Source organism: Rhizobium sp. 21-4511-3d, assembly GCF_053522545.1.
The window spans coordinates 322392-348103 of sequence record NZ_JBNWCF010000003.1 but is presented as its reverse complement, the minus strand read 5'-3'; the positions used below and the strand labels follow the sequence as shown (position 1 = coordinate 348103).

Annotated in this window: 22 protein-coding genes and 1 pseudogene; 17 read left to right on the top strand and 6 right to left on the bottom strand. The window is 63.4% G+C overall.

The genetic code is table 11. The features are described 5' to 3' along the window. Nucleotides 1-36: 36 nt before the first annotated feature. From kduD to ACQZ5H_RS09995, 5 genes are all read right to left on the bottom strand, one after another. On the bottom strand, nucleotides 37-792 hold the full coding sequence (gene kduD / locus ACQZ5H_RS10015) for a 2-dehydro-3-deoxy-D-gluconate 5-dehydrogenase KduD (RefSeq protein ID WP_449097549.1): 756 nt from the start codon (nucleotides 790-792) through the stop codon (nucleotides 37-39). Between the two features lie 4 nt (nucleotides 793-796). Next, complete coding sequence (gene kduI, locus ACQZ5H_RS10010; RefSeq protein ID WP_203430190.1) at nucleotides 797-1633, bottom strand: 5-dehydro-4-deoxy-D-glucuronate isomerase; 837 nt, start codon at nucleotides 1631-1633, stop codon at nucleotides 797-799. Continuing rightward, entirely contained in the window at nucleotides 1630-2400 is a 771-nt protein-coding gene (locus ACQZ5H_RS10005) for a GntR family transcriptional regulator (RefSeq protein WP_449097548.1), read from the bottom strand. The genes kduI and ACQZ5H_RS10005 overlap by 4 nt, the downstream gene beginning before the upstream one ends. Before the next feature lie 196 nt (nucleotides 2401-2596). Beyond that, on the bottom strand, nucleotides 2597-4510 hold the full coding sequence (locus ACQZ5H_RS10000; RefSeq protein WP_449097547.1) for a DUF5054 domain-containing protein: 1914 nt from the start codon (nucleotides 4508-4510) through the stop codon (nucleotides 2597-2599). A gap of 237 nt (nucleotides 4511-4747) precedes the next feature. After that, a complete protein-coding gene (locus tag ACQZ5H_RS09995; protein ID WP_199625550.1) occupies nucleotides 4748-5761 on the bottom strand; it encodes a LacI family DNA-binding transcriptional regulator in 1014 nt (337 codons plus the stop codon). A gap of 181 nt (nucleotides 5762-5942) precedes the next feature. Between ACQZ5H_RS09995 and ACQZ5H_RS09990 the strand changes: the two are divergent. The 11 genes and pseudogenes from ACQZ5H_RS09990 to ACQZ5H_RS09940 all read left to right on the top strand — a co-directional run bounded on the left by ACQZ5H_RS09990 (nucleotide 5943) and on the right by ACQZ5H_RS09940 (nucleotide 19924). After that, a pseudogene (locus ACQZ5H_RS09990) lies at nucleotides 5943-6971 on the top strand (ABC transporter substrate-binding protein). A 77-nt stretch (nucleotides 6972-7048) separates the two neighbouring features. Then, the gene (locus ACQZ5H_RS09985; protein WP_449097546.1) at nucleotides 7049-9289 is read left to right on the top strand and encodes an ABC transporter permease; all 2241 of its coding nucleotides are present in this window, start codon (nucleotides 7049-7051) and stop codon (nucleotides 9287-9289) included. Next, entirely contained in the window at nucleotides 9286-10347 is a 1062-nt protein-coding gene (locus ACQZ5H_RS09980; protein ID WP_449097545.1) for an ABC transporter ATP-binding protein, read from the top strand. The genes ACQZ5H_RS09985 and ACQZ5H_RS09980 overlap by 4 nt, the downstream gene beginning before the upstream one ends. 28 nt (nucleotides 10348-10375) lie before the next feature. After that, nucleotides 10376-11176, top strand: coding sequence for an inositol monophosphatase family protein (locus ACQZ5H_RS09975; RefSeq protein ID WP_203430196.1), 801 nt, complete (start codon nucleotides 10376-10378; stop codon nucleotides 11174-11176). Nucleotides 11177-11353: 177 nt separating this feature from the next. Next, complete coding sequence (locus ACQZ5H_RS09970) at nucleotides 11354-12079, top strand: FadR/GntR family transcriptional regulator (RefSeq protein WP_148194650.1); 726 nt, start codon at nucleotides 11354-11356, stop codon at nucleotides 12077-12079. A gap of 44 nt (nucleotides 12080-12123) precedes the next feature. After that, complete coding sequence (locus ACQZ5H_RS09965) at nucleotides 12124-13632, top strand: ABC transporter substrate-binding protein (RefSeq protein WP_449097544.1); 1509 nt, start codon at nucleotides 12124-12126, stop codon at nucleotides 13630-13632. A gap of 63 nt (nucleotides 13633-13695) precedes the next feature. Next, nucleotides 13696-14643 (top strand): ABC transporter permease, encoded by a 948-nt coding sequence (locus ACQZ5H_RS09960; RefSeq protein WP_130280253.1) that lies wholly within the window; start codon nucleotides 13696-13698, stop codon nucleotides 14641-14643. After that, nucleotides 14640-15512 carry an ABC transporter permease gene (locus ACQZ5H_RS09955; RefSeq protein WP_449097543.1) on the top strand — a complete coding sequence of 291 codons (873 nt, stop codon included), beginning with the start codon at nucleotides 14640-14642 and terminating at the stop codon, nucleotides 15510-15512. The genes ACQZ5H_RS09960 and ACQZ5H_RS09955 overlap by 4 nt, the downstream gene beginning before the upstream one ends. A 21-nt stretch (nucleotides 15513-15533) precedes the next feature. Beyond that, the gene (locus ACQZ5H_RS09950; protein WP_449097542.1) at nucleotides 15534-17318 is read left to right on the top strand and encodes a gamma-glutamyltransferase family protein; all 1785 of its coding nucleotides are present in this window, start codon (nucleotides 15534-15536) and stop codon (nucleotides 17316-17318) included. A 2-nt stretch (nucleotides 17319-17320) separates the two neighbouring features. Then, nucleotides 17321-18076 carry a DUF1028 domain-containing protein gene (locus tag ACQZ5H_RS09945; protein WP_449097541.1) on the top strand — a complete coding sequence of 252 codons (756 nt, stop codon included), beginning with the start codon at nucleotides 17321-17323 and terminating at the stop codon, nucleotides 18074-18076. A 9-nt stretch (nucleotides 18077-18085) separates the two neighbouring features. Continuing rightward, nucleotides 18086-19924, top strand: a complete 1839-nt coding sequence (locus tag ACQZ5H_RS09940; protein ID WP_449097540.1) for an ABC transporter ATP-binding protein — start codon at nucleotides 18086-18088, stop codon at nucleotides 19922-19924. Nucleotides 19925-20082: 158 nt separating this feature from the next. On the opposite strand, the gene ACQZ5H_RS09935 is transcribed toward ACQZ5H_RS09940, so the two are convergent. Further along, nucleotides 20083-20214: a hypothetical protein gene (locus ACQZ5H_RS09935; RefSeq protein ID WP_449097539.1), complete on the bottom strand. Its 132-nt coding sequence runs from the start codon at nucleotides 20212-20214 to the stop codon at nucleotides 20083-20085. Here ACQZ5H_RS09935 and ACQZ5H_RS09930 point away from each other — a divergent pair. The 6 genes from ACQZ5H_RS09930 to ACQZ5H_RS09905 all read left to right on the top strand — a co-directional run bounded on the left by ACQZ5H_RS09930 (nucleotide 20213) and on the right by ACQZ5H_RS09905 (nucleotide 25668). Beyond that, a complete protein-coding gene (locus tag ACQZ5H_RS09930) occupies nucleotides 20213-21706 on the top strand; it encodes a DegQ family serine endoprotease (protein ID WP_449097538.1) in 1494 nt (497 codons plus the stop codon). The two genes, ACQZ5H_RS09935 and ACQZ5H_RS09930, sit on opposite strands and share 2 nt — an antisense overlap. A gap of 142 nt (nucleotides 21707-21848) precedes the next feature. After that, a complete protein-coding gene (locus ACQZ5H_RS09925; protein WP_449097537.1) occupies nucleotides 21849-22520 on the top strand; it encodes an amino acid ABC transporter permease in 672 nt (223 codons plus the stop codon). Further along, complete coding sequence (locus ACQZ5H_RS09920; protein ID WP_449097536.1) at nucleotides 22520-23191, top strand: amino acid ABC transporter permease; 672 nt, start codon at nucleotides 22520-22522, stop codon at nucleotides 23189-23191. Before ACQZ5H_RS09925 ends, ACQZ5H_RS09920 begins: the two co-directional genes overlap by 1 nt. Before the next feature lies 1 nt (nucleotide 23192). After that, the gene (locus ACQZ5H_RS09915) at nucleotides 23193-23927 is read left to right on the top strand and encodes an amino acid ABC transporter ATP-binding protein (protein ID WP_112714475.1); all 735 of its coding nucleotides are present in this window, start codon (nucleotides 23193-23195) and stop codon (nucleotides 23925-23927) included. A 9-nt stretch (nucleotides 23928-23936) separates the two neighbouring features. Continuing rightward, a complete protein-coding gene (locus tag ACQZ5H_RS09910) occupies nucleotides 23937-24854 on the top strand; it encodes a N(4)-(beta-N-acetylglucosaminyl)-L-asparaginase (protein WP_449097535.1) in 918 nt (305 codons plus the stop codon). Between the two features lie 22 nt (nucleotides 24855-24876). Next, nucleotides 24877-25668, top strand: a complete 792-nt coding sequence (locus tag ACQZ5H_RS09905; RefSeq protein ID WP_199625560.1) for a transporter substrate-binding domain-containing protein — start codon at nucleotides 24877-24879, stop codon at nucleotides 25666-25668. Nucleotides 25669-25712: the final 44 nt, after the last annotated feature.

The window sequence follows — 25712 nt, the reverse complement described above, 5'->3', positions numbered from 1 at the left end:
CCTCCGTGCGCGGCGGGTCAGGCCGGCGCCAATGCCTTATCGTGCGAGCCAGCCGCCATCGACGGGGATGACGGTGCCGTGGACGTAGTCGGATGCTGCCGATGCCAGGAATACGGCGGCACCGCCGAGTTCCGATGGCGTGCCCCAGCGCCCGGCCGGAATGCGCGCCAGGATCGCGGCATTGCGGTCCGGATCCTCGCGCAGCGCCGTCGTGTTGTTGGTCGAGAAATAGCCGGGCGCGATCGCGTTGACGTTGACACCCTTGCCGGCCCATTCGCAGGCGAGCAGCCGGGTGATCCCGGCAAGGCCGCTCTTCGAGGCCGTATAGGACGGAATGCGGATGCCGCCTTGGAACGACAGGAGCGAGGCGATGTTGACGATCTTGCCGCTGCCCCTTTCCAGCATGTGGCGGCCGGCCGCCTGCGACAGGAAGAAGGCCGTCTTCAGATTGGTATCGATGACCGCGTCCCAGTCTTCCTCGGTAAAATCGATCGCATCGGCGCGGCGGATGATGCCGGCATTGTTCACCAGGATATCGAGAGAGCCGAAGATCGAGATGGTCTCGGCAACGATATCCTTGACCGGGGCGATCGTGCCGAGATCGGCCTTGATCGCGTGGAAGCGCACACCGGCCTTGGTGACCAGCGCTTCGGTTTCCTCCATCGACGAGCGGCCGACGGCAGCGATCGACGCGCCTGCCTCGGCGAGCGCGACGGCGATGCCCTGACCGATACCGGTGTTGGCGCCGGTAACGATGGCGGTGCGTCCCGAGAGATCGAATGGATTGGTCATCATCCTACCTCAGATCCGCGATGGCGATATGGTCCATGTCGGTGAAGCTCTTGTTGTCACCGGCCATCGCCCAGATGAAGCTGTAATTCTTGGTGCCGGCACCCGAATGGATCGACCAGGGCGGCGAGATGACTGCCTGCTCGCTGGCAACCAGCATGTGGCGGGTCTGCTGCGGCTCGCCCATGAAATGGAAGACGCGCTGATCGGCCTCCAGATCGAAATAGAGATAGGCTTCCATGCGCCGGTCATGCGTATGAGCCGGCATCGTGTTCCAGACGCTGCCCGCATCGATCATCGTGAAGCCCATGGTCAGCTGGCAGGACTGGCAGACTTCCGGATGGATGAACTGGTAGATCGAGCGCTTGTTGGCGGTCGCCGCTTCGCCGGGCGTCAGGTGGCGCGCCTTGTCGCGCGTCAGAAGCACGGTCGGATGAACCTCATGCGCCGGCGTCGAGACCAGGTAGAACTTGGCGGGCTTGGCAGCGTCAGCGCTTTCGAAGCGGACATCCGCGGCGCCCTTGCCGACATAGAGGCAATCGTATTTCTGGAGCTCATAGCTCTTGCCGTCGACGACGACGCGGCCGGCGCCACCGACATTCAGCGCGCCGAGCTCGCGTTCGGCGAGGAAGGTCTCCTGTCCGATTTCCTTCGGCGCGCCGAGCGAGAGGGCTTCGCCGAGCGGCGCCGCGCCGCCGATGACCATGCGGTCATAATGGGAATAGGTGAGCCGTATTTCGCCGCCTGCAAACACCGTCTCGACCAGGAAATGGCGGCGCAGCGTTTCCGTGTCGTAGCCGCGGACGGCTTCCGGATGGGAAGCGTGACGGACATCGATCTTCATTGATTTTTTCCCTTCTCTTCAATGGATGCCAAGGGAGATTTTGCATCCTCGATGAAATAGTTCGGATCCCAGATCTCGGCCTTCTCGACTTCGCCGAGCAGCTTGCCGAGATGGAAACCCATGGCGGCCGCAGCACCCGCCTTGTCGCCCGCCTTCATGCAGTCGATGACCGCCGAATGCTCCTCGATGACGCGGGCAAGACGCCCTTCCTGCGGCAGGGTCAGCAGGCGGTAGCGATCGGAATGGACCTTCACCTGCTGGATGATCGCCCAGATGCCGGGGAAGCCGGAGATATCGCTGATCAGCTTATGAAAATCGTTGTCGACCACATGGAAGGCAGCGACATCGTCGTCGCGCACGCAGGCGCTGAGATCGGCCAGATTGCGTTCCAGCGAACGGATGCCAGCAGGCGTGATCTTCTCGACGGCGATAGAAACGGTCGTATCCTCCAGCGCCTTGCGCACCAGGATCGCCTCATAGAGCGCCCGGCGCGGAATGCGCGACACGAAGGTGCCGGACTGCGGAAAGACATCGACGAGGCCATCGTCGGAGAGACGCAGGATCGCCTCGCGGATCGGCGTGCGGCTGACGCCGAACTGCGCCTCCAGTTCCTTCTCGTTGAGCAGGTCCATCGGCTTGCGGCGCAGGGAAATGATGTCGTCGCGCAGCGCGCTATAGACCAGCGTTGCGGCGCGCGGGGCGGCCGCGCGCTGATGCGAGAGATGGGTGACGCCGGCGAGCGAGCGCTTCTTGCGGGCTTCGCTCATCGCGCCGCGCTCCGCATGCCAACAATCCTATGCCCGAGATTTTTCTCCACCCGTCGCCACCTCCCGTTGGCTTGGCAAGAAGTAGTATATTAGTATCCAACTTAGCGCAAGCGGGCGAGGATAAAGACTTTTCCACAACGAAAAAGCCGCGGAGATCGCTCTCCGCGGCTTGGCTTTGCTATTATTTTTCAGGTACTTAAATTTCGGAAAGCCGGAAGCGGGCGATGATGTCGCCCTCGCACCACATCGGGAAATTCGTGCCCCACTTGTTGTTGTGGAGATTGAACCGGATGCCTTCCGCAAAGTCCGGGCGGGTCTTGCAGAAGGTCATGAAATCCCAGCTTGCGGGTGCGGCGAGCGGCGTATCCAGAGGCTCGATCTGCAGCGCACCGGAGCGTGCCGCGCTGACGGCCTGCAGTTGCGCCCCGCCGCTTTCGGCGATCGCATCCGAGCGATGCCAGAGCCCCATCTTTCGGAAGCTCCACTCCGTCTCGCCCACGGGCGTGACGAAGAAGAAGCTCGCCTCCGGCATGCGGTTGGCGGGCTTGGCATGCAGTGTCAGCTGAATGGAAAGCGCATCGCCCTCATCCGAGAACCGCAGCGAAACATGCTTTGGCGACCCGTATGAAGCCGATGCGCGCTCGGGCAGCGAAAGCAACATCATGTTGCCCGTGGCCGCCTCGAGAACCGGTGAGAAGGATTGCGACAGCGCAGCGCCCGACTGGCCGAGCCCTGGCTTGTCATGATCGAGCACCGCCCATTCCTGCCGGTGCGTCAGATAGGTGTCCATATGCCTGCCGACATCGGCGGCATCGTAGCTTTCGTAGCGATAGCCGAGCAGAGCGCCGCCACGGCCCGGAATCACCTTGCCCGAAGGCGTGCCGATCGAGGCGATATCGCCACTTTCGTCATCGAGACGGATCGTCCAATCGCCGACTTTCAGCTCGGTGTCTTTTCCTGAGATCGCCGGCAATGCAGGCGCCGCAAGCTCGCCAAGCGCCTGTGTGGCCGCCGCGATATCTTCGGGCTCCAACATCGAGACAGCCTTGCCGAGATAATCGCGCTGCTCCTGCCAGGATTGCTCGGCATAGGCAAAGCGGTAATCGCTCTTGCGCGCCGCCTCGAAATCCGGCCGCGACCAGGCCTTGTCGTCACGCAGATAGGATTTGATATCGACGCCGCAGGTGTGCTCGGCGACCATCGCCAGCTCACGGCCGAAGGCGAGCCGGCTTTTCGTCAGGCCGTCAGCGGCGAAGCGGTCGTAAAGCCGCTGTAAGGCGAGGAACTGCGCTGTCTTCTGCGGGTCGGTGGCGCTGCCGTGGATCCAGCTATCGCCGAGCTCGATATCGACGATAGGAAAGCGCTCGCGCGCCTCCCAGAGGAGTGCGCCGTAATCTTCGAGCGTTGCCGCGCGGATCACCGCATCCGGCTCGCGATGGCGGATTTCGCGCAGCGCTTCGGCGGTCTGCGGCACGCTCTGAGGGCCGATATTGTCGTTGGTATGGGCAAAGCTCAGCCCGTCCGCAAAGCCTTCCGGGAAATAGGTCTCGCCATAGGAGCGCTGATACATGACGACGACTTCCTCGCCGCCGGGCGCGCGCCAACGGAAGACGTCAGGCACTTCGGGCGGCGGCGAAGCAGTGTTGACGCCGAGATGCAGGAAGCGGATCCCGGCTTCGGCAAGCAGCGGTACCGTGCCGAGCGTGTGGCCGGGCACATCGGTCATCTTCGCCGCGATCGTCTTCTTGCCGAAGCGCCGGTCGAGCTCCTGCGAATAGGACAGCCCGGCGCGAAAGAGGTCGGGCGACATCAGCTCGGTATGCGTCGTGAACGGCAGGCCGTGCCAGCGGATCAGCCCGCGCTCGATCGCCTCCTCGAGCTTTGCCACCTCGGCCGGAGAGCGCGAATTCAGATGATCCCAGATCAGCCAGGCGCCCGTCGTCCAAATGAACTTCGGCTCCTCGGGGTTCTCCGCATAGAAATGCGCGCCCGTCTCGATCGCCTGCGGGATGAACCGCTCGTGATACTGGCGGCGAACCTTCTCCGCGTGATCCGTGAAGCCGATATCCAGATGGGTCTTGAAGACCAGATGCACGCGCTTTTCTGACATGTCCATTCCGCTCGCTGGCCTCGGCAACCGCACCGGCCGCCTCGACATCTACGAGACAATGTAAACGTGTTCAAGCTGACTTTTGACGCAGGCTGCCGTAGCGATCGGTTGCGGAACCGCTTCTTTCATTGGAACAGGCAAAATATCTTTGAATTACAGCGAAAGTGGCGCTCTAGCACACATAGATCCGCCGTTCGAAAATCTGTGTAATCGTATGCACAAAGCTCCGCGACGCGATCAGCCGCCGCGGATCGAACCGCGCCAGACGAGCTCCGCGTGAAGCTTCAGCGTCTGCACTTGCGCCTCCTCGTCAGCCGCCCCCGGCGCAGCAAGGAAGGCAACCGCCTCCCGGGCGATGGCTTCGACCGGCTGGGCAAACGTCGTCAGATCGTAGGAGGACCATGAGGCCTGTTCGATGTCGTCGAACCCGGCGACGCAGAGCTGGTCGGGAACCGACATCATGAACTGGTGGCGCGCCGCGTCCATCACGCCGCAGGCGAGCAGATCGTTGGCGCAGAAGATCGCGTCCGGGCGCTCCTTGCGGGTCAGCAGGCGCTGGGCGACGACCTTGCCCGCCTCATAGCCGGTCGAACCGAAACGCTCGACGGCGACCTCCATGCCGAGTGCCGCCGCAGCCGCGACGAAGCCGTGTTCGCGGGCCATCAAGCTCGGCGTTCCCACTTCCGAATTGGCGAAGGCGAGCCGCCGGCAGCCGGCGCGGACAAAGGCCGTCAGGATGCGGCCGGCCGCTTCCTGGTCGTCAAGATTGATCCTGAGCGGCCCCGGCTGGTCGTCGTCGCGGTTGATCAGCACCAGCCGCTGGCCGTTCTTCAGGCAGAGCTGGGTGATCGACTTGTCGGGCAGGCCGGAGAGAATGATCGAGGCATCGGCGCGGTAGCGGATCGCCTGCCGCAGCGCCCGGTCAACACTGCCGTCGGAACGATCGGTATTGATCAGCATGGCGATCTTGCCGGAATTCTGCAGGTGCTGCGTCACGGCGCGGATCAGCGACGAACGGTAGGGCGTGCCCATTTCCGAGACGATGAGGCAGACGATGCCGCTCTCGTTGCGCATCAGCCCGCGGGCAAGATGGTTGACGTGATAACCGAGCGCCTCGGCGGCCTCCATCACCCGCTTGCGGGTTTCGGGCGCGACGCTTGCTCCCGGCGTAAAGGTACGCGACACCGCCGAGCGGGAAACGCCCGCCTTTTCCGCAACTTCCTGCGCGCTGACAAAGACTTTCGTGACCACCTGAATCTCCCCTTGCACGCGACTGTGCACGATATTGCAATTGCGTGCAATATCCACCTCCAGGACTTTTATGACAGTTTTGTGACAAAAGTGGTTGACAGGGTTTATTAGGTCATGCAGCATTTGCACACGCTTGCAAAGGCGATCGGCGTGGAGGCGCCGCCACATCCAGGAGGAAATAATGCGTTCAGCTAAAATTGCGGCAGCGATGCTCGCCGCGACTGTGTCTTTTGGTGCCTTTTCGGCCCATGCCGCCGGCAATCTCAACGTCATCTGCTCGGCCGACTAAGAGGTCTGCGACCTCATGAAGGGGCTGTTCGAGAAGCAGTCCGACATCAAGGTGAACATGGTGCGCCTGTCCGCCGGCGAGACCTATGCCAAGATCCGCGCCGAGGCCCGCAATCCGAAGACCGACATCTGGTGGGCCGGCACCGGCGACCCGCATCTGCAGGCAGCAGCGGAAAACCTGACGCTCGAATACAAATCGCCGCTCTTCGACCAGCTGCAGGACTGGGCCAAGAAGCAGGCCGAAAGCGCCAAGTACCGCACGGTCGGCGTTTATGCCGGGGCGCTCGGCTGGGGCTACAATACCGACATCCTGAAGCAGAAGAACCTCAAGGAGCCGAAGTGCTGGGCCGATCTGCTTGATCCGTCCTATAAGGGCGAGATCCAGATCGCCAACCCGAACTCCTCGGGCACGTCCTACAACACGCTGGCGACGCTGGTGCAGATCATGGGCGAGGACCAGGCATTCGATTATCTGACGAAGCTGAACGCCAACGTCTCGCAATATACCAAGTCCGGCTCGGCGCCGGTAAAGGCGGCTGCCCGCGGCGAATCGACGATCGGCATCGTCTTCATGCATGACGCCGTCGCCCAGACCGTCGAAGGCTTCCCGATCAAGGCGGTCGCGCCTTGCGAAGGCACGGGTTACGAGATCGGCTCGATGTCGATCGTCAAGGGCGCCAAGAACCTCGAAAATGCCAAGAAGTGGTACGACTGGGCACTCAGCGCCGAGGCGCAGTCGCACATGAAGGACGCCAAGTCCTTCCAGCTGCCGTCCAACAAGTCGGCCGAGGTGCCGAAGGAAGCTCCGAAGTTCGAGGACATCAAGCTGATCGACTACGACTTCGCGAAGTACGGCAACCCTGATGTCCGCAAGGCGCTTCTCGCCCGCTGGGACAAGGAAATCGGCGCCAAGGCGAACTGATCTTCGTAAAACCGATGGCCGGGAGCCCAGCGCTGCCGGCCGCCATGCCTATACCGTGCTCAAGCGGGAGCGACCCCATGAAGAACCACAATCGCAGACTGGATATCGCTCTCGTCTTCGCCATTGCCGCCCTGATACTGCTCCCGTGGTATCGGATCGAAGGCGGCTTCTTCGGCCTTGGCTGGCTGTCTGATTTCCTGGGCGATCCCTCCACGGCGCCCGGCATCCTGCAGATCACCACCTATGGCCGATGGTGGCTCGCGATCGCCGTCTTCTTCGTTCTGCTTGGCGGCATCGCGCGCTTCCTTCCCGATCCGAAATCCCGCGCCACGCTGCTTGCCTGGGCAGGCGGCCTGGGGGTCCTTTTCCTGACGCTCGAAGGATTGGCGATCAATCTCTCCGGCTGGAGCTGGACATTCGCCGAAGCCCTCTTCGGCGCGCTTCCTGACGGCCAGCCGTCTATGGGCGCGGGCGCCACCGTCACCGGCCTCGTCTTCGTGTTCTTCTTCGCCTTCGGCCTTGCCGAACGCGGCGTGATGAAGGGCGACGCCTTCGTGGTCGGCGCCATCGCCATGCTGGTATTCCTCGTCGCCATCTTCGTCTTCTATCCGGTCGGCAGCATGTTTGTCGGCGCGTTTCAGGATTTCGACGGCTCTTTCAATCCCAGCGGCTTCCTCACCAATATCCAGGATTCGTCCGTCTGGAGCCTCGGCTGTGTTGTCGGCGGTGAGCGCTGCGGGGTTGCCTGGCGCACGCTCTGGCTGGCGATCATGACCGCCGCCGGCTCCACGACGCTCGGCCTCTGCTTTGCGCTTGTCGCCACCCGCACCCGCTTTCCCTACAAGAAGGGCCTCAGGCTGCTGACGATCCTGCCGATCATCACGCCGCCCTTCGTCGTCGGCTTGGCGCTCACCCTGCTGTTCGGCCGTTCCGGCGTCGCCACCCAGCTGGTCTCTTCACTCCTCGGCGTCGAGCCCGGCCGCTGGCTCTATGGCCTCACCGGCATCTGGATCGCCCAGGTTCTGTCCTTCACGCCGATTTCCTTCCTCGTGCTGATCGGCGTCGTCGAGGGCGTCAGCCCGTCGATGGAGGAGGCGTCGCAGACGCTGCGCGCTGACCGCTGGCGCACCTTCTGGCGTGTCTCGCTGCCGCTGATGAAGCCCGGCCTCGCCAACGCCTTCCTGATCGGCTTCATCGAAAGCATGGCCGATTTCGGCAACCCGATGGTGCTCGGCGGCAGCCATGGCGTGCTCTCGACGGAGATCTTCTTCGCCGTCGTCGGCTCGCAGAATGATCCGGCCCGCGCCGCCGTGCTCGCCATGATCCTGCTCGTCTTCACCATGTCGGCCTTCATCGCCCAGCGCTTCTGGCTGCAGGGCAAGAGCTACGCGACGGTAACCGGCAAGGGCGATTCCGGCCAGCATATCGCGCTGCCGCGCGGCGTCTCGATTGCCGTCCATTCGCTCGTCATCCCCTGGGCGATCTTCACCATCGTCGTCTATGCGATGATCCTGTTCGGCGGCTTCGTGCGCACCTGGGGCCTCGATAATACCCTGACATTCGAACACTACATTCGCGCCTTCTCGATCGGGTTCCGTGATGACGGCGGCCTGGCGTGGACGGGGGTCGCCTGGAATTCGTTCTGGACGACAATGGAGATCGCCCTGATCTCCGCCCCGCTCACGGCCGCTGTCGGCCTGCTGACGGCCTACATCATCGTCCGCCAGAAGTTCGTCGGCCGGAACGTCTTCGAATTCGCGCTGATGCTGAGCTTCGCGATCCCCGGCACCGTCATCGGCATCAGCTACATCATGGCCTTCAACCTGCCGCCACTCGAAATGACCGGCACGGCGCTGATCCTGGTCGCCTGCTTCGTGTTCCGCAACATGCCGGTCGGCGTGCGCGGCGGCGTGGCGGCGATGAGCCAGCTCGACAAGAGCCTCGACGAGGCATCGCTGACGCTGCGCGCCAACAGCTTCCGGACGATCCGCAAGGTCATCCTGCCGCTGCTGCGCCCGGCAATCACGGCAGCACTCGTCTATTCCTTCGTGCGCGCCATCACCTCGATCAGCGCCGTCATCTTCCTGGTCAGCGCCGAATACAACATGTCCACGGCCTATATCGTCGGCCTCGTCGAGAATGGCGAATACGGCGTCGCCATCGCCTATTCCTCGGCGCTGATCGTCGTCATGGTCACCGTCATCGCCGGCTTCCAGTTCCTCGTCGGTGAACGCCGTCTGCGCCGCGAAAACCGCGTCGCGATGGCAGCGCCGGCGGCCACCGCATCCGCACCTCTCGGTCAGGAGAAAACCGCATGAGCAGCAACAAACCCGGTTCCGTCGTCTTCGAGAACGTGCGCAAGACCTTCGGCGCCTTCACCGCCATTCCCAACCTGTCGCTGACGATCGAGCCCGGCACGCTGGTGACCCTGCTCGGCCCCTCCGGCTGCGGCAAGACGACGACGCTGCGCATGCTTGCCGGTCTCGAGCACCCCTCGTCCGGCCGCATCCTGATCGGCGGCAAGGATGTGACGATGCTGCCGGCCAACGAGCGGGACGTGTCGATGGTGTTCCAGTCCTATGCGCTCTTCCCGCACATGACCTCGCTCGACAATGTCGCCTACGGCCTGGAGTCGTCAGGCATGAAACGCAAGGAGGCGCGCGAGCGCGCCGAGGAGGGCCTGAAGCTCGTCGGCCTCGCCGGCATGGGCCAGCGCCTGCCCGCCGAACTCTCCGGCGGCCAGCAGCAGCGCGTCGCCGTCGCCCGCGCCCTCGTGCTCGAGCCCCAGGTGCTGCTGCTCGACGAGCCGCTGTCGAACCTCGACGCCCGCCTGCGCCGCAGGGTGCGCACCGAGATCCGCGAGCTGCAGCAGCGGCTCGGCTTCACCGCAGTCTATGTCACCCACGACCAGGACGAAGCACTTGCCGTCTCCGACCAGATCATCGTCATGAAGGACGGCGAGATCGCCCAGAAGGGCGCGCCGCGCGATCTCTACGACCAGCCGGTCTCCGCCTTCATCGCCGACTTCATGGGCGAGGCGAATGTCGTGCCCTGCGATGTCATCGGCATCGATGGCGATCACGCGACGATCAATGTCGAAGGTCTCACGCATCGCATATCGGGCCGCAACATGCGCCCTGGCCCGGCACAGCTCGCGATACGCCCGAACGCCATCACGCTGGCGCCGAAAAACGGCGGCGCCTACAGCGGCAAGATCACCCACGCCGCCTACCTTGGCGACCACGTGGAATATGAAGTCAAAACCAGTAACGGCACGCTCTTCGTCGTCGACCCCGCAGTGGAAAGGGCCTTTGCGCCTTTGACAGAGGTGGAGATCGGCTTCAAGGATCGCGGCATTGCCATCATCGGCGGCTGAGCCCGCATTTCATCAAGGGAAGATTTTCATGACGTCGCATGTCGTACCCGGGCTTGAAGCGCGCCTCGCGCTGGCCGAAGCCGTGGCCCGTGAAGCGGGAGCCGTCGCGCTCGATTATTTCAAGCGCCGCGAAACGCTGGTCATCGAAACCAAGCGCGATCCGCAGGACGTGGTCTCGATTGCCGACCGCGAAGTGGAAAACCTGATCCGCAAGCGCTTCAACGAGGCCTACCCCGCCGATGGCGTTCTCGGCGAGGAATATGGCCTCGAATCCGGCACATCGGGTTTCACCTGGGTCGTCGATCCGATCGATGGCACCAGCCCCTTCGTCAACGGCATGCCGAACTGGTGCGTCTCGATCGGCCTGCTGCATGACGGCGTGCCCGTCGTCGGCGTCATCTCGGCGCCCTGCCACGACGAACTCTATGCGGCAGCACTCGGCATGGGCGCGACGCTGAACGGCAAGACACTCTCGCTCGATCCGTCCCGCACCATCCGCAACGCCGTGACCGGCATCGGCGCCAACAACCACGTTACGCCTGCCTTCGTCGGCAAGATGGTGGAAAGCCTGCTGGAAGCCGGCGGCAATTTCATCCGCAACGGCTCCGGCGCCCTCATGCTCGCCTATGTCGCCGCCGGCCGTCTCGTCGGCTATTACGAGCCTTACATGCACGCCTGGGACTGCATGGCCGGCTACTGCCTCGTCAAGGAAGCCGGCGGCTGGTACCACCCCTTCCCGACCGAAGGCGAACGCCTGACCAAGGGTGCGCCGGTTCTGGCAACGGCACCCGGCTCAACCGACGATCTGCGCAAAATCGCCGGTATTTAAGCGTTTTTGCATCTTTATCTGCCCAATCCGGCGTCATCGGCGCCGGATTTTTTGTGCGTAGCGAAATCCACAGCCTATCTTTTGTGCAATGCAAAAATTGCACAAAAAACCGCTTGACGATGCGAACCAATATGGTTTTGGATTGGACCAATAAGAAATTGGTTCGGACCATTCGACATGGATGAGACCACGGGGAACTCCAATTACGCTCTCGACAAGCTGCGTGCGCTGCTGCGCTCGGACAGCCTCGATGCCGACGGCAAGCTGCCAACCGAGCGGGCTCTCTCGGAGATGCTCGACGTCAGCCGCCGCGCCATCCGTCGCGCGCTGGAAGTTCTGGAAGCCGAGGGACTGATCTGGCGCCGCCAGGGATCCGGCACGTTTGCCGGAAGGCGCCCCGACGGCTGGAGCGAGCATGTGGATTCGATCGTCGCCGGCACCGACCTGATGGAAATCATGGAAGTGCGCCTGCGCATCGAGCCGCAGCTCGCTCAGCTTGCCGCCATCCGCGCCAAGAAGGCCGATGTCGAGCGCATGTATGAGCTCGTCAAGAAGATCTACGAAAGCACCGATGCCGATGGCCGCGAGCTCTGGGACGGCGCGCTGCACCGCCATATCGCCCAATCGGCCGGCAACCAGTTCTTCCTGACGATCTTCGACGTCATCAACCGCGTGCGCCAGGACGAAGCCTGGCAGACGATCCGCGAGCGGGCACGCGCCGCCAGCAAGACGCGTACGGTGACCTATGGACAGCACACCGCGATCGTCGACGCGATCGCCGCCCGCGACCCCGCGAGAGCCGGCGAAGCCATGCGCCAGCACCTGCTGACACTGCAGGAGAGCCTGGTCCGCATGACCTCGCTCGACCACCAGATACCGGAGACCAAAGAAGAGCTCACCTGAAGAGCCGCCGGCAATGAAGCAAAAAAGAACCAGAGGAGAGTGAAATGAAGACCGCCAGTTTTGTGACGACCCTTCTAGCCGGGGCGCTTGTTGCCCTCCCATCCTTTGCCGCCGAGCTGAAGATCGGCCTGCAGGACGATGCCGACGTGCTCGATCCCGCGCAGTCGCGCACCTTCGTCGGCCGCATCGTCTATACCGCGATGTGCGACAAGCTTGTCGACGTCACCCCAGACCTGAAGATCGTGCCGCAGCTCGCCACCGAATGGCACTGGTCGGATGACGGCAAGGCGCTGACGATGAAGCTGCGCGAAGGCGTCAAGTTCCACGACGAAACGCCGATGAATGCCGCAGCCGTTGTCGCCACCATCGAGCGCAACATGACGCTGCCGGAATCGCGCCGCAAGAGCGAGCTGACCTCGGTCGAGAAGGTCGAAGCGACCGGCGAATACGAAGTGAAATTCACGCTGAAGAGCCCTGACGTCACGCTGCTCGCCCAGCTCTCCGACCGCGCCGGCATGATCGTTTCGCCGAAAGCCGCCAAGGAGCTCGGCGCCAATTTCGGCAATCATCCGGTCTGCGCCGGTCCCTTCAAGTTCGTCGAGCGTGTCCAGCAGGACCGCATCGTGCTTGAGAAGTTCCAGAACTACTGGAACAAAGACAATATCTTCATCGACAAGGTCACCTACCTGCCGATCCCGGATACCACCGTGCGCCTCGCCAACCTGCGCTCAGGCGATCTCGACATGATCGAGCGTCTGGCACCGACCGACGCCGCATCCGTCAAGGAAGATTCGACCCTCACCTATGCCGATGCGATCGGCACCGGCTACATGGCGCTCTACGCCAATATCGGCAACGGCGCACGCGCCGACAATCCGTTCGGCAAGGACAAGCGCCTGCGCCAGGCATTTTCGCTGGCGATCGACCGCGAAGCGCTGAACCAGATCGTCTATGAAGGCACGTCCGTTCCGGGCAACCAGTCCTTCCCGCCGAACAGCCCGTGGTTCGACAAGGATGTTCCGGTTCCGGCCCGCGATCTCGACAAGGCCAAGGCGCTCGTCAAGGAAGCCGGTTTCGACCGCGTGCCGATCGAGCTGCAGGTGCAGAACAACCCCGTGGCTTCGCAGATGATGCAGATCATCCAGTCGATGGTGGCCGAGGCCGGTTTCGACGTGACGATCCGCTCGACGGAATTCGCGACGCTACTTTCGGAACAGACGGCCGGCAACTACCAGCTCAGCCGTTCCGATTGGTCGGGCCGCATCGATCCCGACGGCAACATCCATCAGTTCATCACCTGCAAGGGCGGCATCAACGATACCAAGTATTGCAATGCCGAGGTCGACAAGCTGCTGAACGAGGCCCGCGCCTCCACCGACGATGCGGTGCGCAAGCAGAAATACGACGCCGCCGCCGTGATCCTCAACGACGACCTGCCGATCATCTATCTCGGCCATAACTCGTGGATCTGGGCGCTGCACAAGAACGTCACCGGCTTCGTCGCCTCGCCGGATGGCATGATCCGCCTGACCGGCGTCAAGAAGGAAGGCTGAGCCTAGCAACCGTGGCGGCGGGGCCATCCCGCCGCCTCTCCAGGCCCGTTCAGGATCGCCACCATGTATACCTACATCGCCAAGCGGCTTCTCGTCGCCATTCCGACGCTGCTGATCATATCGGTCTTCGTCTTTTCGCTGCAGAAGCTCCTGCCCGGCGACCCCATCCTCGCGATGGCCGGCGAAGAGCGGGACCCACAAGTCATCGAATATCTGCGTGAGAAATACCGGCTGAACGATCCGGTGCCCTACCAGTACGTCTCCTGGCTGGGCTCGGTGCTGCAGGGCGATCTCGGCATCTCGCTCAGGACCAATCAGCCGGTTCTCGAGCTCGTCGCCGAGAAGCTTCCGGTGACGATCCAGCTTGCCATCATGTCGATGATCTTCGCCTTCGTGATCGGCGTTCCCATGGGCATTCTGGCGGCGGTGAAGAAGAATACGCTCTTCGACTATCTCGCGAACCTGATCGCGCTCTCCGGCCTCTCGATCCCGAATTTCTGGCTCGGCATCATGCTGATCCTGCTCGTCTCGGTGAAGCTCGGCTGGCTGCCAGCATCAGGGTACGAGCCCTTCTTCAACGACCCGCTCCGTTCGATCCAGACGATGCTGATGCCCTCCTTCGTGCTTGGCAACGCGCTGGCGGCGACGCTGATGCGCCACACGCGCTCGGCGATGCTCAGCGTCCTCAGCGCCGACTACATCCGCACCGCCCGCGCCAAGGGGCTTTCGGAGCGCTCCGTCGTTCTCGAACACAGCTTCCGCAATGCCGTGCTGCCGATCGTGACGCTGAGCGCGCTGCTCTTCGGCGAACTTCTCGCAGGCGCCGTCCTGACCGAGCAGATCTTCACCATTCCGGGGTTCGGCAAGCTGATCGTCGATGCCGTCTTCAACCGCGACTACGCCGTCGTCCAGGGCGTCGTGCTCTGCACCGCGATCGGCTTCATCATGATGAACCTCATCGCCGATATCCTGTTCGTCCTTCTCAATCCGCGCATGAGGGCCTCGCTATGACCGCCATCGATCAGGTTGCCGTCGCCACCGAGCAGCGCGTACCCAGCCGCGCCTGGCGCAAACTGAAGGCCAACAAGGGCGCGCTTGTGGGCCTCTGCATCATCGCCTTCTTCGCGATCCTGGCGACCGCCGCGCCAATCCTGCCGATCCCGGATCCCAACGCCACCAGCTGGTCGGCGATCCGCAAGGCGCCATCGGCCGCCCACTGGCTTGGCACCGACGATATCGGCCGCGATATCCTCTCCCGCATGATCTGGGGAGCGCAGGCCTCGCTGATGGCCGGCGTCTTCTCGGTAGCGATCTCCGTTTTCATCGGCGTACCCTTCGGGCTGCTTGCCGGCTATTTCGGCGGCTGGGTCGACCAGATCATCTCGCGCATCACCGAGGCCTTCCTCGCCATGCCGTTCCTGATCACCGCAATCGCGCTCGCCGCCTTCCTGGGGCCGAGCCTGACCAATGCGATGATCGCCATCGGCCTGTCAGCGATGCCAATCTTCATCCGGTTGACACGCGGCCAGGTGCTCGCGGTCAAGACCGAGGATTATGTCGAGGGCGCGCGTTCGATCGGCCTTCGCCATTTCAGCATCATCACCCGCTACATCCTGCCGAACGTCGCGGCACCGATCCTCGTCCAGGCAACGCTGACGGTCGCCACCGCGATCATCGCCGAGGCCAGCCTCTCCTTCCTCGGTCTTGGCCAGCAGCCGCCTGCCGCCAGCTGGGGCTCGATGCTGAACGTTGCCAAGAACTTCCTCTCCCAAGCCCCATGGATGGCGATGTGGCCGGGGGCGGCGATCTTCCTCGTCGTCATCGGCTTCAATCTCCTCGGCGACGGCCTGCGCGATGCGCTCGATCCGCGCGAAGCATGATCTCCTGAAAGGACATATGAAATGACCGCATTCACGACCCGTCCCGAAATCCTCGGCACATTCGGCGTCGTCACCTCGACCCACTGGATCGCCTCCGCTGTCGGCATGAGCATCCTCGAAAAGGGCGGCAACGCCTTCGACGCGGCTGTCGCCACCGGCTTCGTGCTGCAGATCGTCGAGCCGCATCTCTGCGGCCCGGGCGGCGACATGCCGGCGATCCTCTATTCGAAGAAGAAGGACAAGGTCGAGGTCATCTGTGCCCAGGGACCGGCACCGGCTGGTGCGACGATCGAGCATTACACATCCGAAGGCCTGAAGCTGATCCCCGGCGACGGGTTGCTCGCGACCGTCATCCCCGGCAGCTTCGACGGCTGGATGCTGATGCTGCGCGACTATGGCCGCCTGACCGTCCGCGAGGTTCTCGAACCGGCAATCTATTATGCCGAAAACGGCCATCCGATGCTGCCGCGCGTCTCGGCGACAATCGCCGGCCTCGCCTCCTTCTTCGAGAAGGAATGGCCGACCTCGCACCAGACATGGCTGCCCGGCGGCTCCGTTCCCGAGCCGCTCTCCAATTTCAAGAACCCGGTTCTCGCCGAAACCTGGAAGCGGATTGTCGCCGAGGCGGAAGCCAAGCGCGATCGCGAAGAACAGATCCAGGCGGCCCGCGACGCCTTCTATCGCGGCTTCGTGGCCGAAGCGATCGAGCGTTACGCCGGTTCGACCGCGGTGATGGATGCCAGCGGCACCAAGCACAAGGGCGTCATCACCGCCGATGACATGGCGAACTGGTCGGCGATGATCGAAGCGCCGCAGACCTACGACTATCACGGCTGGACGGTCGCCAAGATCGGCCCCTGGGGCCAGGGACCAGTCTTCCTGCAGACGCTGGCGCTCTTGAAGGGCATCGATATCGCCTCGATGGATCCGGCCGGTGCCGATTTCGTCCATACGGTCACCGAAGCGATGAAGCTCGCCTTCGCCGACCGCGAGATCTATTACGGCGACCCGAATTTCTCGCAGATCCCGGTCGAGCATCTGCTGTCCGACGCCTATAACGACGAGCGCCGCAAGCTCATCAAGTCAGAGGCATCGCTGGAGCTGCAGCCCGGCATCGTGCCCGGCTTCGAAGAGCAATATGCACTCACGATGGACATGCTCGGCGTCACCTCGAAGACCGGCGCCGTCTATGAGCCGACCATGGCGCATCTGTCCGAGAAGCGCGGCGATACCGTCCATATCGACGTCATCGACCGCGAGGGCAACATGGTGTCGATCACCCCCTCAGGCGGCTGGCTGCAATCGTCGCCGGTCGTGCCCGGCCTCGGCTTCTGCCTGAATTCGCGCGCCCAGATGTTCTGGCTGAAGCCCGGCCTGCCGACCTCGCTTGCCCCCGGCAAGCGCCCACGCACGACGCTGACGCCATCGATCGCGCTCTACGAGGGACGCCCGACACTGGCCTTCGGCACGCCAGGCGGCGACCAGCAGGAACAGTGGCAGCTCTCCTTCTTCCTGCGCTATGTCCATCACAAGATGAACCTGCAGGCGGCGATCGACCAGCCGCTGTTCCACACCTCGCATTTCCCGGGCTCCTTCTACCCGCGCACCCGCGAACCGGGCAGCCTGATGGCCGAAGCGAATTTCGGCGAAGACGTGCTGGAGGCGCTGCGCCGGAAGGGCCACAAGCTGACGGTCGCCGATCCCTGGACGGTCGGCCGCCTGACCGCTGCACGCCGGGATGCCGATGGCCTGTTGCGGGCAGCGGCTACGCCGCGGCTGATGCAGGCCTATGCGGTGGGGAGATAACCGTGACCTATTCGATCGTCGCCCGTGACCCCGATAGCGGCCATCTCGGCATCGCCGTCGCCAGCCGCTTCTTCGCCGTTGGTGGCATCGTGCCGCATATCCGCGGCGGCATCGGCGCGGTGGCGACGCAGGCCTTCGTCAATCCGCTGAATGGCGTCGACGGTCTTGCGATGCTCGCCGCCGGTCAGGCGCCGGAGGCGATCGTTGCCGAACTTGCCGCGCGCGACGAAGGCCGCGACCAGCGGCAGTTCCACATGATCGACGCGACGGGGCGCAATGCCGTCTTTACCGGCGAGAAGTGTATCGACTGGGCCGGGCATCTGGTCGCCGAGAATGTCTCCGTGGCCGGCAACATGCTGGCCGGGCCGCAGGTGATCGCGGCCGCGCTCGAGACCTTCCAGAAGACGGCGGGAAAGCCGCTCGCCGAAAGGCTGCTGGAAGCCATGCAGGCTGGCGAGGATGCCGGTGGCGACAAGCGCGGCAAGCAATCCGCCGCGCTCGTGATCTACCGCGACCAGGATTATGCCTGGCTCAACATCCGCGCCGACGACCGTGCCGATCCACTGGAAGAGCTGCGGCGGCTCTACGCCGTCGCCGGCGAACGCTATCTGCATGTCGCCGAAACCATGGCGACGCGCGAAAGACCGAGCGGCATGATCGACCGTCGCGAGATCGACGCGAAGATCGCCGCACTCGAAGCCGCCCGTCTCGCCGAGGGACGCCCTTCGGCCTCGTTTGCCACCCCGCTCAAGAGCTGAGACCGAACCATGAAGCAGGAACAGGATATGGGTGAAGCTGCAAAACCGGTGCTTTCGGTCAACAACCTGACCACGTCGTTTCTGGTCGATGGCGCCTGGAGGCCGGTCGTGCGCGACGTCTCCTTCGACGTCATGCCCGGCGAGACCGTGGCGATCGTCGGCGAAAGCGGCTCGGGCAAGAGCGTCACCTCGCTGTCGATCATGCGCCTGCTTGCCAAGAAGCAGAGCCGTATCGAGGGCAGCATCCTCCTGAACGGCAAGGATATCCTGTCGCTGTCCGACAGGGAGATGCGCCGGGTGCGCGGCAACGATGCGGCGATGATCTTCCAGGAGCCGATGACATCGCTGAACCCGATCTTCACGGTCGGCCGCCAGATTTCGGAAGCGCTGACCTGCCACGGCGAAATGACCAAGAGCGAGGCGCGGGCCGAAACGATCCGCCTGCTCGAAAAGGTCCGCATTCCCAACGCCTCGTCGCGCTTCGACGAATATCCGCATCAGTTCTCAGGCGGCATGCGCCAGCGCGTGATGATCGCCATGGCGCTCGCCTCGCGCCCAAAACTCCTGATCGCCGACGAGCCGACAACGGCGCTCGACGTGACGATCCAGGGCCAGATCCTCGACCTGATCAAGCTGCTGCAGGAAGAGGAAGGCATGTCCGTTCTCTTCATCACCCACGACATGGGCGTCGTCGCCGAGATTTCCGACCGCACCATCGTCATGTATCGTGGCGAGGCCGTCGAAACAGGTGCGACCGACGACATCTTCCATCGCGGCAAGCACCCTTATACGCGCGCTCTGCTCTCGGCGGTGCCGCGGCTCGGCTCGATGACCGGCCAGAAATGGCCGCTGCGTTTCCCCGTTGTCGATACCGCGACGGGCGAGCGCAGCGAACCGGCCGCCGTTGCCGACACCGTCGATCGCGGCAAGACGCCGATCCTCGAAGTCAAGAACCTGACGACGCGCTTTGCGATCCGAGGCGGCATTTTCGGCAGCCGGACGGGCGCGATCCATGCCGTCGAGGACGTATCCTTCGACCTCTTCCAGGGCGAGACACTGTCGCTGGTCGGCGAATCCGGCTGCGGCAAGTCGACGACGGGACGCTCGATCACCCGGCTGATTGAGCCCAATGCCGGCAAGGTCAATCTCGACGGCTACGACGTCACCGGCCTCGATTCCTCGAGCCTCCGGCGCATGCGCCGCAGCATCCAGATGATCTTCCAGGATCCCTTCGCCAGCCTCAATCCGCGCATGACCGTCGGCGCCACCGTCAGCGAGCCGATCGTGGCGCATGGTCTGGGTACACGGGCGCAGGCCCGCGAGAAGGCGGCCGACCTGCTCGAACGCGTCGGCCTGAAGCCTGATATGATGGAGCGCTATCCACACGAGTTTTCCGGCGGTCAGCGCCAGCGCATCTGCATCGCCCGCGCGCTTGCGCTCGATCCGAAAGTCATCGTCGCCGACGAGAGCGTTTCGGCACTCGACGTCTCGATCAAGGCGCAGGTCTGCAATCTCCTGATGGACCTGCAGCAGAGCCTCAACCTCGCCTTCCTGTTCATCTCGCACGACATGGCGGTCGTCGAGCGCGTCAGCCACCGCGTCGCCGTCATGTATCTCGGCGAGATCGTCGAGATCGGCCCGCGCGAGGCGGTTTTTGGCAATCCGCAGCATCCCTATACGAAGAAGCTGATCTCGGCGGTCCCGGTTCCCGATCCGGCGCGCCGCGGCATCAGGCGCGGCCTCTCAACGGACGAGCTGAAGAGCCCGATCCGGCCGCTTGGCTATGTGCCGCCAAAGCGCTGCTACAAGAGCGTCAGCGAAGGCCATCTGGTTCAGGTCGAGGCCTGAACCAGCGGGTTCCGGCCCCGCCCGGATTTGTTCCGGCCCCCAAATATTAAATCCCTGTAATGCTTACGGTTTTGCAATGAAACCGTAATGAACATTTAATTTGTAAAGTGACGTCAGGCGGCGCATATCAGTTCTCAAGCGCTAATTCTTCACGAAGCCTAGTAAAAACCGCCAATACTGGCGATTTTATCTTCGATCGCGAAGAATTCGTGTATTTCGCCCGACGCCCGCGTTCCCGGCATGGAACCAAGACGCCGCTTAGCAACGATTTGCAAGGGACCATTCGCCATGTCCAAGATTCTCCTCAAGCACCGCACAGCAGCGCTTCTGGGTGCAGCCCTGATTGCAGGCACCGCAGCGCTTCCCTTCACCATCAATGCCGCGACCGCTGTCGCAGCACCGGCCGAAATCGGCGGCACGCTTGCCTCCGGCGGTTCGTTCGCGCCGATCGTCGATGCCGACAAGCCTGCCGTCGTCACCGTCACCACGACCATGAAGGCCACTGACGCCAGCGACCAGCAGTCGCCGATGGACGAGCAGTTCCGCCAGTTCTTCGAGCAGCAGGGCATCCCCTTCCCGCACCAGGCACCGAAGAATGAAGGCGGCCAGCATGCGATGGCTCTCGGCTCCGGCTTCATCATCAGCCCGGATGGCGTCATCGTCACCAACAACCACGTCATCGACAACGCCATCGACATCAAGGTGACGCTGGACGACGGCACAGAACTGCCGGCCAAGCTGGTCGGCACCGATCCGAAGTCCGATATCGCCGTCCTGAAGATCCAGGCGCCGAAGCCGCTCGCCACCGTCGCCTGGGGTGATTCCGACAAGCTGAAGCTCGGCGACCAGATTCTGGCGATCGGCAACCCCTTCGGCATCGGCACGACCGTGACTGCCGGTATCGTTTCGGCCCGTGGCCGCGACCTGCATAGCGGCCCCTATGACGACTTCATCCAGATCGACGCACCGATCAACCACGGCAACTCCGGCGGCCCTCTCGTTGACCGCGACGGCCATGTCGTCGGCATCAACACCGCCATCTACTCGCCGAATGGCGGCAGCGTCGGCGTCGGCTTCGCCATTCCTTCCGATGAAGCCAAGATGATCGTCGCCAAGCTGCAGAAGGATGGCTCGATCGAGCACGGCTATCTCGGCGTGCAGATCCAAGCCGTCACCAAGGATGTTGCCGATGCCGTCGGCCTCAGCGATGCCCAGGGCGCGCTGGTCGCCGCCGTCTCCGGTGATACGCCTGCCGCCCGCGCCGGCATCAAGACTGGCGACATCGTGACCGCCGTCGGCGGAGAAGCCGTCAAGACGCCGAAGGACCTGTCGCGCCTCGTCGCCGACATGAGCCCCGGCGCCAAGCAGACGATGACCGTCTGGCGCGATGGCAAGAGCACCGACCTGAACGTGACGATCGGCGGTAACGACGACGGCCAGAAGCAGGCCGCAGCCGACGAAAGCGACGGCAAGACCCAGAGCGGCCCGAGCATCGGCGTCGGCCTTGCCGACCTGACGCCCGATGCCCGCCAGGAGCTGAACCTGCCGCGCAGCGTCAACGGCGCCGTCGTTGCCAGCGTCAACCCCGACAAGCCGGCAGCCGCTGCCGGCATCCAGACGGGCGACGTGATCGTCTCGGTCAACGACAAGCCGGTGCACGACGCCAGCGATGCCAAGGCCGCCGTTGCGAGCGCCGCGAAGTCGGGCCGCAAGTCGGTGCTGCTGCTGATCGAACGCGGCGGCAACAAGACGTTCGTGGCCGTGCCGTTCTCCGCCGCCTGAGAGGCGCCAAGCCGCGACGAGACGCTCCGCACCCTCATGCGGGGCGTCTCACTATTCCACAGCTTCCCCACCTCGGCGCTTGACAGCGCCGTTTTGTGACCGCAATATGAAACCGGTTTCAATCGTGCTTGGGGGAGCGATCGTGCGGTTCGACCTTTCGATCCTTTTGCCGCATCTCGGCTTTCTCGGCAAAGGCGCGCTGCTGACGGCGGAAGCCTGCGCGCTGGCGCTGCTCGGCAGCGTCATCATGGGCGCCTTCGTGGCCATCGCCCGCACCTCGTCGTCGCCGACGCTGCGCCGCGTTGCCTTCGTCTATGTCGACATCTTCCGCAACGTGCCCTTCATCGTGCAGCTGTTCTTCTTCTATTACGGCCTGCCGGAACTCGGGATCTATATCGATGCGTTCACGACCGGCGTCGTGGCCCTGTCGATCGCCGGCGGCGCCTATGCCTCCGATGTCATCCGCGCCGGCATTCTGGCGATCGATCCCGGCATCATCGAAGCGGCCGAAGTCAGCGGGCTCTCGCGCCGCGTCACCTTCACCAAGATCGTCCTGCCGATCGCGCTCAGGACCTCGATCCGCCCGCTCGGCTCGGTACTCATCAACCTGATCCTGACCTCCTCGATCCTCTCGACCATCACGCTGAACGAGCTGACCGGCTCGGCGCAGATCGTCGTGTCGCAAACATACCGGCCCTTCGAGGTCTACGTCGTGCTGCTGGTTGCCTATGCGGCACTCACCTATCTCGTCTCGCTCGGCGTCACGCTGCTTCACCGCCGCCTCAACCGTGACATGATGGAGGCCGTCGGCTGATGCGCTATACGGATTTCACCCCCTTCGATCTCGTGCTTTTGGCCCAGGGCCTCGGCGTCAGCGTGGCGCTTTTCCTCGGCACCTCGCTGATCGGCCTGCTGATCGGGCTACTGTGGGCTGTCGTGCGCTTCTATCGCGTGCCGGTGCTGATGCCTGTCGTCACCTTCCTGGCCGAGCTCCTGAAGAACTCGCCCGTTCTTGTGCAGCTCTTCCTGGTCTTCTTCGGCCTTCCCGCACTCTTCCATATCCGCATCACGCCGATAACCGCCGCGACGATCACGCTGTCGGCCAATACTGCCGCCTTCGTCTATGTCATCGCCGTGTCGGCAATCGAATCCATCGGCCGCGACCAGATCGAGGCCGCCCGCGTCTTCGGCCTGACGCGCTGGCAGGTGCTGCGCCATGTCGTGGCACCGCAGGCCATGGCCTTTGCGATCGGCCCGCTGATCGCGCTGCTCGTCAACCAGCTGCAGGTGACATCGCTGATCTCCGTCATCGGCGTCGTCGATCTCACCAAGATCGGCAATATCCTGAACCTGCGCACGCTGAAGCCGTTCATCGTCTGGACCGCCGTCGGCCTGCTCTATTACGCGACGGCCAAGCTGGTCGCGCTTCTCGGCACCCGTTTCGAAAACCGCCTCAGGGCCCATAGCGCCTGGAGAGGGCTCTGACATGCTCAAAGTAGAAAACGTCAAGAAAGCGTTCGGCTCGACCACCGTCCTCGACGGTGTGGACCTGACGATCAATCCAGGCGAAGTGGTCTCGATCCTGGGATCATCGGGTTCCGGCAAGTCGACGCTGATCCGCTGCATCAACGGACTGGAAAAGCTGAACGGCGGCCGCATCCTCGTCGACGACTTCGATGTCGGCAAGCCGAAGGAACTGACCGAGGCACGCAAGCGCTCGGCCACGGTCTTCCAGCTCTTCAATCTCTATCCGCATATGACGGTGCTCGGAAACGTCACACTGGCGCCGATCGAGGTTCTGAAGAAGCCGCGCGCCGAAGCCGAGGCGACCGCCCGTGCACTCCTGCAATCCGTCGGCCTCGGCGAGCGCGCCGATGCCTATCCGGCCCAGCTTTCCGGCGGCCAGCGCCAACGCGTCGGCATCTGCCGGGCGCTTGCCATGCAGCCGCGCTACCTCCTGCTCGACGAAGTGACGAGCGCACTCGACCCGGAGATGACGGCCGAAGTTCTGGCGATCCTCGCCAAGCTCGCCGAAGAGGGCACGACGATGCTCTTCGTCACCCACGAGATCGAATTTGCCCGGCAGATTTCCGACCGGATCGTCTTCCTCGACAAGGGCAAGCTGCTTGTCGACCTGCCGACCGAACAGTTTTTCGCCGCCGATGGCGGCATGGCGCAGCCCCGCGTTGCCCAGTTCCTTTCCAAAATGCGTAAAGATTAGAGGTTTTTCATGCTGCTCATCGCCAACAAAGAAGCCTGGCCGGGTTTTGCCCACACGGTCGACATGCTGCGCAGCGGCGCCAACAGCCTCGACGCCATGGTCGCCGGCATCGGCAAGGTCGAGAGCGAAGTGAAGGTCCGCAGCGTCGGCTACGGCGGCTGGCCGAACATGATCGGCGACATGGAACTCGATGCCGCCGTGATGGACGGCACGACGCGCAATGTCGGCTCGGTCGGCGCCGTGCCGAACACGCTGCCGGTCGCAAGGCTCGCCCACGAAGTCATGAAGCGCCTGCCGCATGTGATGCTGACCGGCAACGGCGCCCGCCGCTTTGCAAGTGAAATCGGTTTCCCCGAGGACGACGTGCTTTTCGAAGACAGCAAGCGCGTCTGGTGGGAGCGGCTGGAGAAGGAAGTCGCGCCCGAAGATCTCGCGAAATTCCCCAACATTCCCCTGGCGCCGCTCAGCAGAGCGATTACCGATCCCGAGCGTGTCCGCGACACGACAGTCTTCCTCTCCGCCGATGCCGCCCGTGGCATTCACGCTGCAACGTCGACCTCCGGCTGGGCCTGGAAATATCCGGGCCGCCTCGGCGACTCGCCGATCCCCGGCGCCGGCTTCTATGCCGACAGCCGCTATGGCGCCGCCGCCTGCACCCATACCGGCGAGATGACGATGCGCTGCTCGACCTCGCGCACCATCGTTCTCGCCATGAAGCTCGGCTATTCCTTGTCCGACGCGATCAAGCTCGCCGTCGAGGAGCTTAACGAACTGGATACCGGTTTCCTTGCAGGTGTCGTCATTCACGCGGTTGACGCAAAAGGAAATCATGAGGTGGTGAATTTCAGATGCGAGGGCGAAATCAGCTACTGGCTCTGGGAGGATTCAATGTCCGAACCGGAACTGCGGGCGGCGAAACAGGCATAATCAACGAAGAGGGAATGGAACAATGAAACGCTTACTCACCGCGATCGCTGCGATCGCCGTCGTCGCAGGTTCGGCTCTGCCGTCCTTCGCCGGCATGCTCGATGATATCCGTTCGCGCGGTACGATCCGCATCGGCGTCTCGCTCGGCGGCGAACCGATCGGCTTCCGCGACGACCAGAACAATCCCGTCGGCTACGACGTCGATGTCGCCAAGCGCCTGGCCGAGAAAATCGGCGTTCCCGTCGAGTTCACCGACGTTTCCGGCGATGCGCGCATCTCGATGCTCGTTTCCGGCCAGATCGACGTGGCGATCGCCAATACCTCGGCAACGCTCGAGCGCGCCAAGGTCGTCAACTTCTCGATCCCCTATAACCGCGCCGGCCTGCGCATCATCGTGCAGAAGGATGCCGGCATCAAGGATCTGAAGGATCTCGCCGGCAAGAAGATCGTCGTCGGCCGCGGCACGACGGGCGAAACCTTCCTGAAGACCGCCGTTCCGGATGCGGAACTCGTCTATGTCGACCAGTTCGCGCCTGACGGCGTGCTGCAGCTGCAGCAGAAGCGCGTCGACGCTGCTATCGAGGACTCCTCGCTGCTCGACTACCTCGCCACCAAGAACCCGGCGCTGGTCACCCTCGCAGGCCTCTATTCGAACGACCCGATCGGCATGGCCGTCGCCAAGGGCGACCCGGAATTCGTCCGCTGGCTCGACATGTTCGTCTCCGATTACATCCAGTCGGGCGCCTACGAAGCGAACTACAAGAAGTGGTGGGGCCCCGAAGCCAACCCGCCGGCTCTGAACCCGCAGTGGTAACAGTCGCCTAAATACCTGCCGCCGCAACCGCCATGGTGCTTTGC

What these genes read in the sequence shown, in the direction of transcription:
- ACQZ5H_RS09960 (WP_130280253.1), top strand. Translation starts at nt 13,696, where the DNA reads ATGTATACCTACATCGCCAAGCGGCTTCTCGTCGCCATTCCGACGCTG.
- ACQZ5H_RS09905 (WP_199625560.1), top strand. Translation starts at nt 24,877, where the DNA reads ATGAAACGCTTACTCACCGCGATCGCTGCGATCGCCGTCGTCGCAGGT.
- ACQZ5H_RS09975 (WP_203430196.1), top strand. Translation starts at nt 10,376, where the DNA reads ATGACGTCGCATGTCGTACCCGGGCTTGAAGCGCGCCTCGCGCTGGCC.
- kduD (WP_449097549.1), bottom strand. Translation starts at nt 792, where the DNA reads ATGACCAATCCATTCGATCTCTCGGGACGCACCGCCATCGTTACCGGC.
- ACQZ5H_RS09930 (WP_449097538.1), top strand. Translation starts at nt 20,213, where the DNA reads ATGTCCAAGATTCTCCTCAAGCACCGCACAGCAGCGCTTCTGGGTGCA.
- ACQZ5H_RS09910 (WP_449097535.1), top strand. Translation starts at nt 23,937, where the DNA reads ATGCTGCTCATCGCCAACAAAGAAGCCTGGCCGGGTTTTGCCCACACG.
- ACQZ5H_RS09970 (WP_148194650.1), top strand. Translation starts at nt 11,354, where the DNA reads ATGGATGAGACCACGGGGAACTCCAATTACGCTCTCGACAAGCTGCGT.
- ACQZ5H_RS09985 (WP_449097546.1), top strand. Translation starts at nt 7,049, where the DNA reads ATGAAGAACCACAATCGCAGACTGGATATCGCTCTCGTCTTCGCCATT.
- ACQZ5H_RS09920 (WP_449097536.1), top strand. Translation starts at nt 22,520, where the DNA reads ATGCGCTATACGGATTTCACCCCCTTCGATCTCGTGCTTTTGGCCCAG.
- ACQZ5H_RS09965 (WP_449097544.1), top strand. Translation starts at nt 12,124, where the DNA reads ATGAAGACCGCCAGTTTTGTGACGACCCTTCTAGCCGGGGCGCTTGTT.
- ACQZ5H_RS09940 (WP_449097540.1), top strand. Translation starts at nt 18,086, where the DNA reads ATGAAGCAGGAACAGGATATGGGTGAAGCTGCAAAACCGGTGCTTTCG.
- ACQZ5H_RS09980 (WP_449097545.1), top strand. Translation starts at nt 9,286, where the DNA reads ATGAGCAGCAACAAACCCGGTTCCGTCGTCTTCGAGAACGTGCGCAAG.
- ACQZ5H_RS10005 (WP_449097548.1), bottom strand. Translation starts at nt 2,400, where the DNA reads ATGAGCGAAGCCCGCAAGAAGCGCTCGCTCGCCGGCGTCACCCATCTC.
- ACQZ5H_RS10000 (WP_449097547.1), bottom strand. Translation starts at nt 4,510, where the DNA reads ATGTCAGAAAAGCGCGTGCATCTGGTCTTCAAGACCCATCTGGATATC.
- kduI (WP_203430190.1), bottom strand. Translation starts at nt 1,633, where the DNA reads ATGAAGATCGATGTCCGTCACGCTTCCCATCCGGAAGCCGTCCGCGGC.
- ACQZ5H_RS09955 (WP_449097543.1), top strand. Translation starts at nt 14,640, where the DNA reads ATGACCGCCATCGATCAGGTTGCCGTCGCCACCGAGCAGCGCGTACCC.
- ACQZ5H_RS09935 (WP_449097539.1), bottom strand. Translation starts at nt 20,214, where the DNA reads ATGGCGAATGGTCCCTTGCAAATCGTTGCTAAGCGGCGTCTTGGTTCC.
- ACQZ5H_RS09915 (WP_112714475.1), top strand. Translation starts at nt 23,193, where the DNA reads ATGCTCAAAGTAGAAAACGTCAAGAAAGCGTTCGGCTCGACCACCGTC.
- ACQZ5H_RS09950 (WP_449097542.1), top strand. Translation starts at nt 15,534, where the DNA reads ATGACCGCATTCACGACCCGTCCCGAAATCCTCGGCACATTCGGCGTC.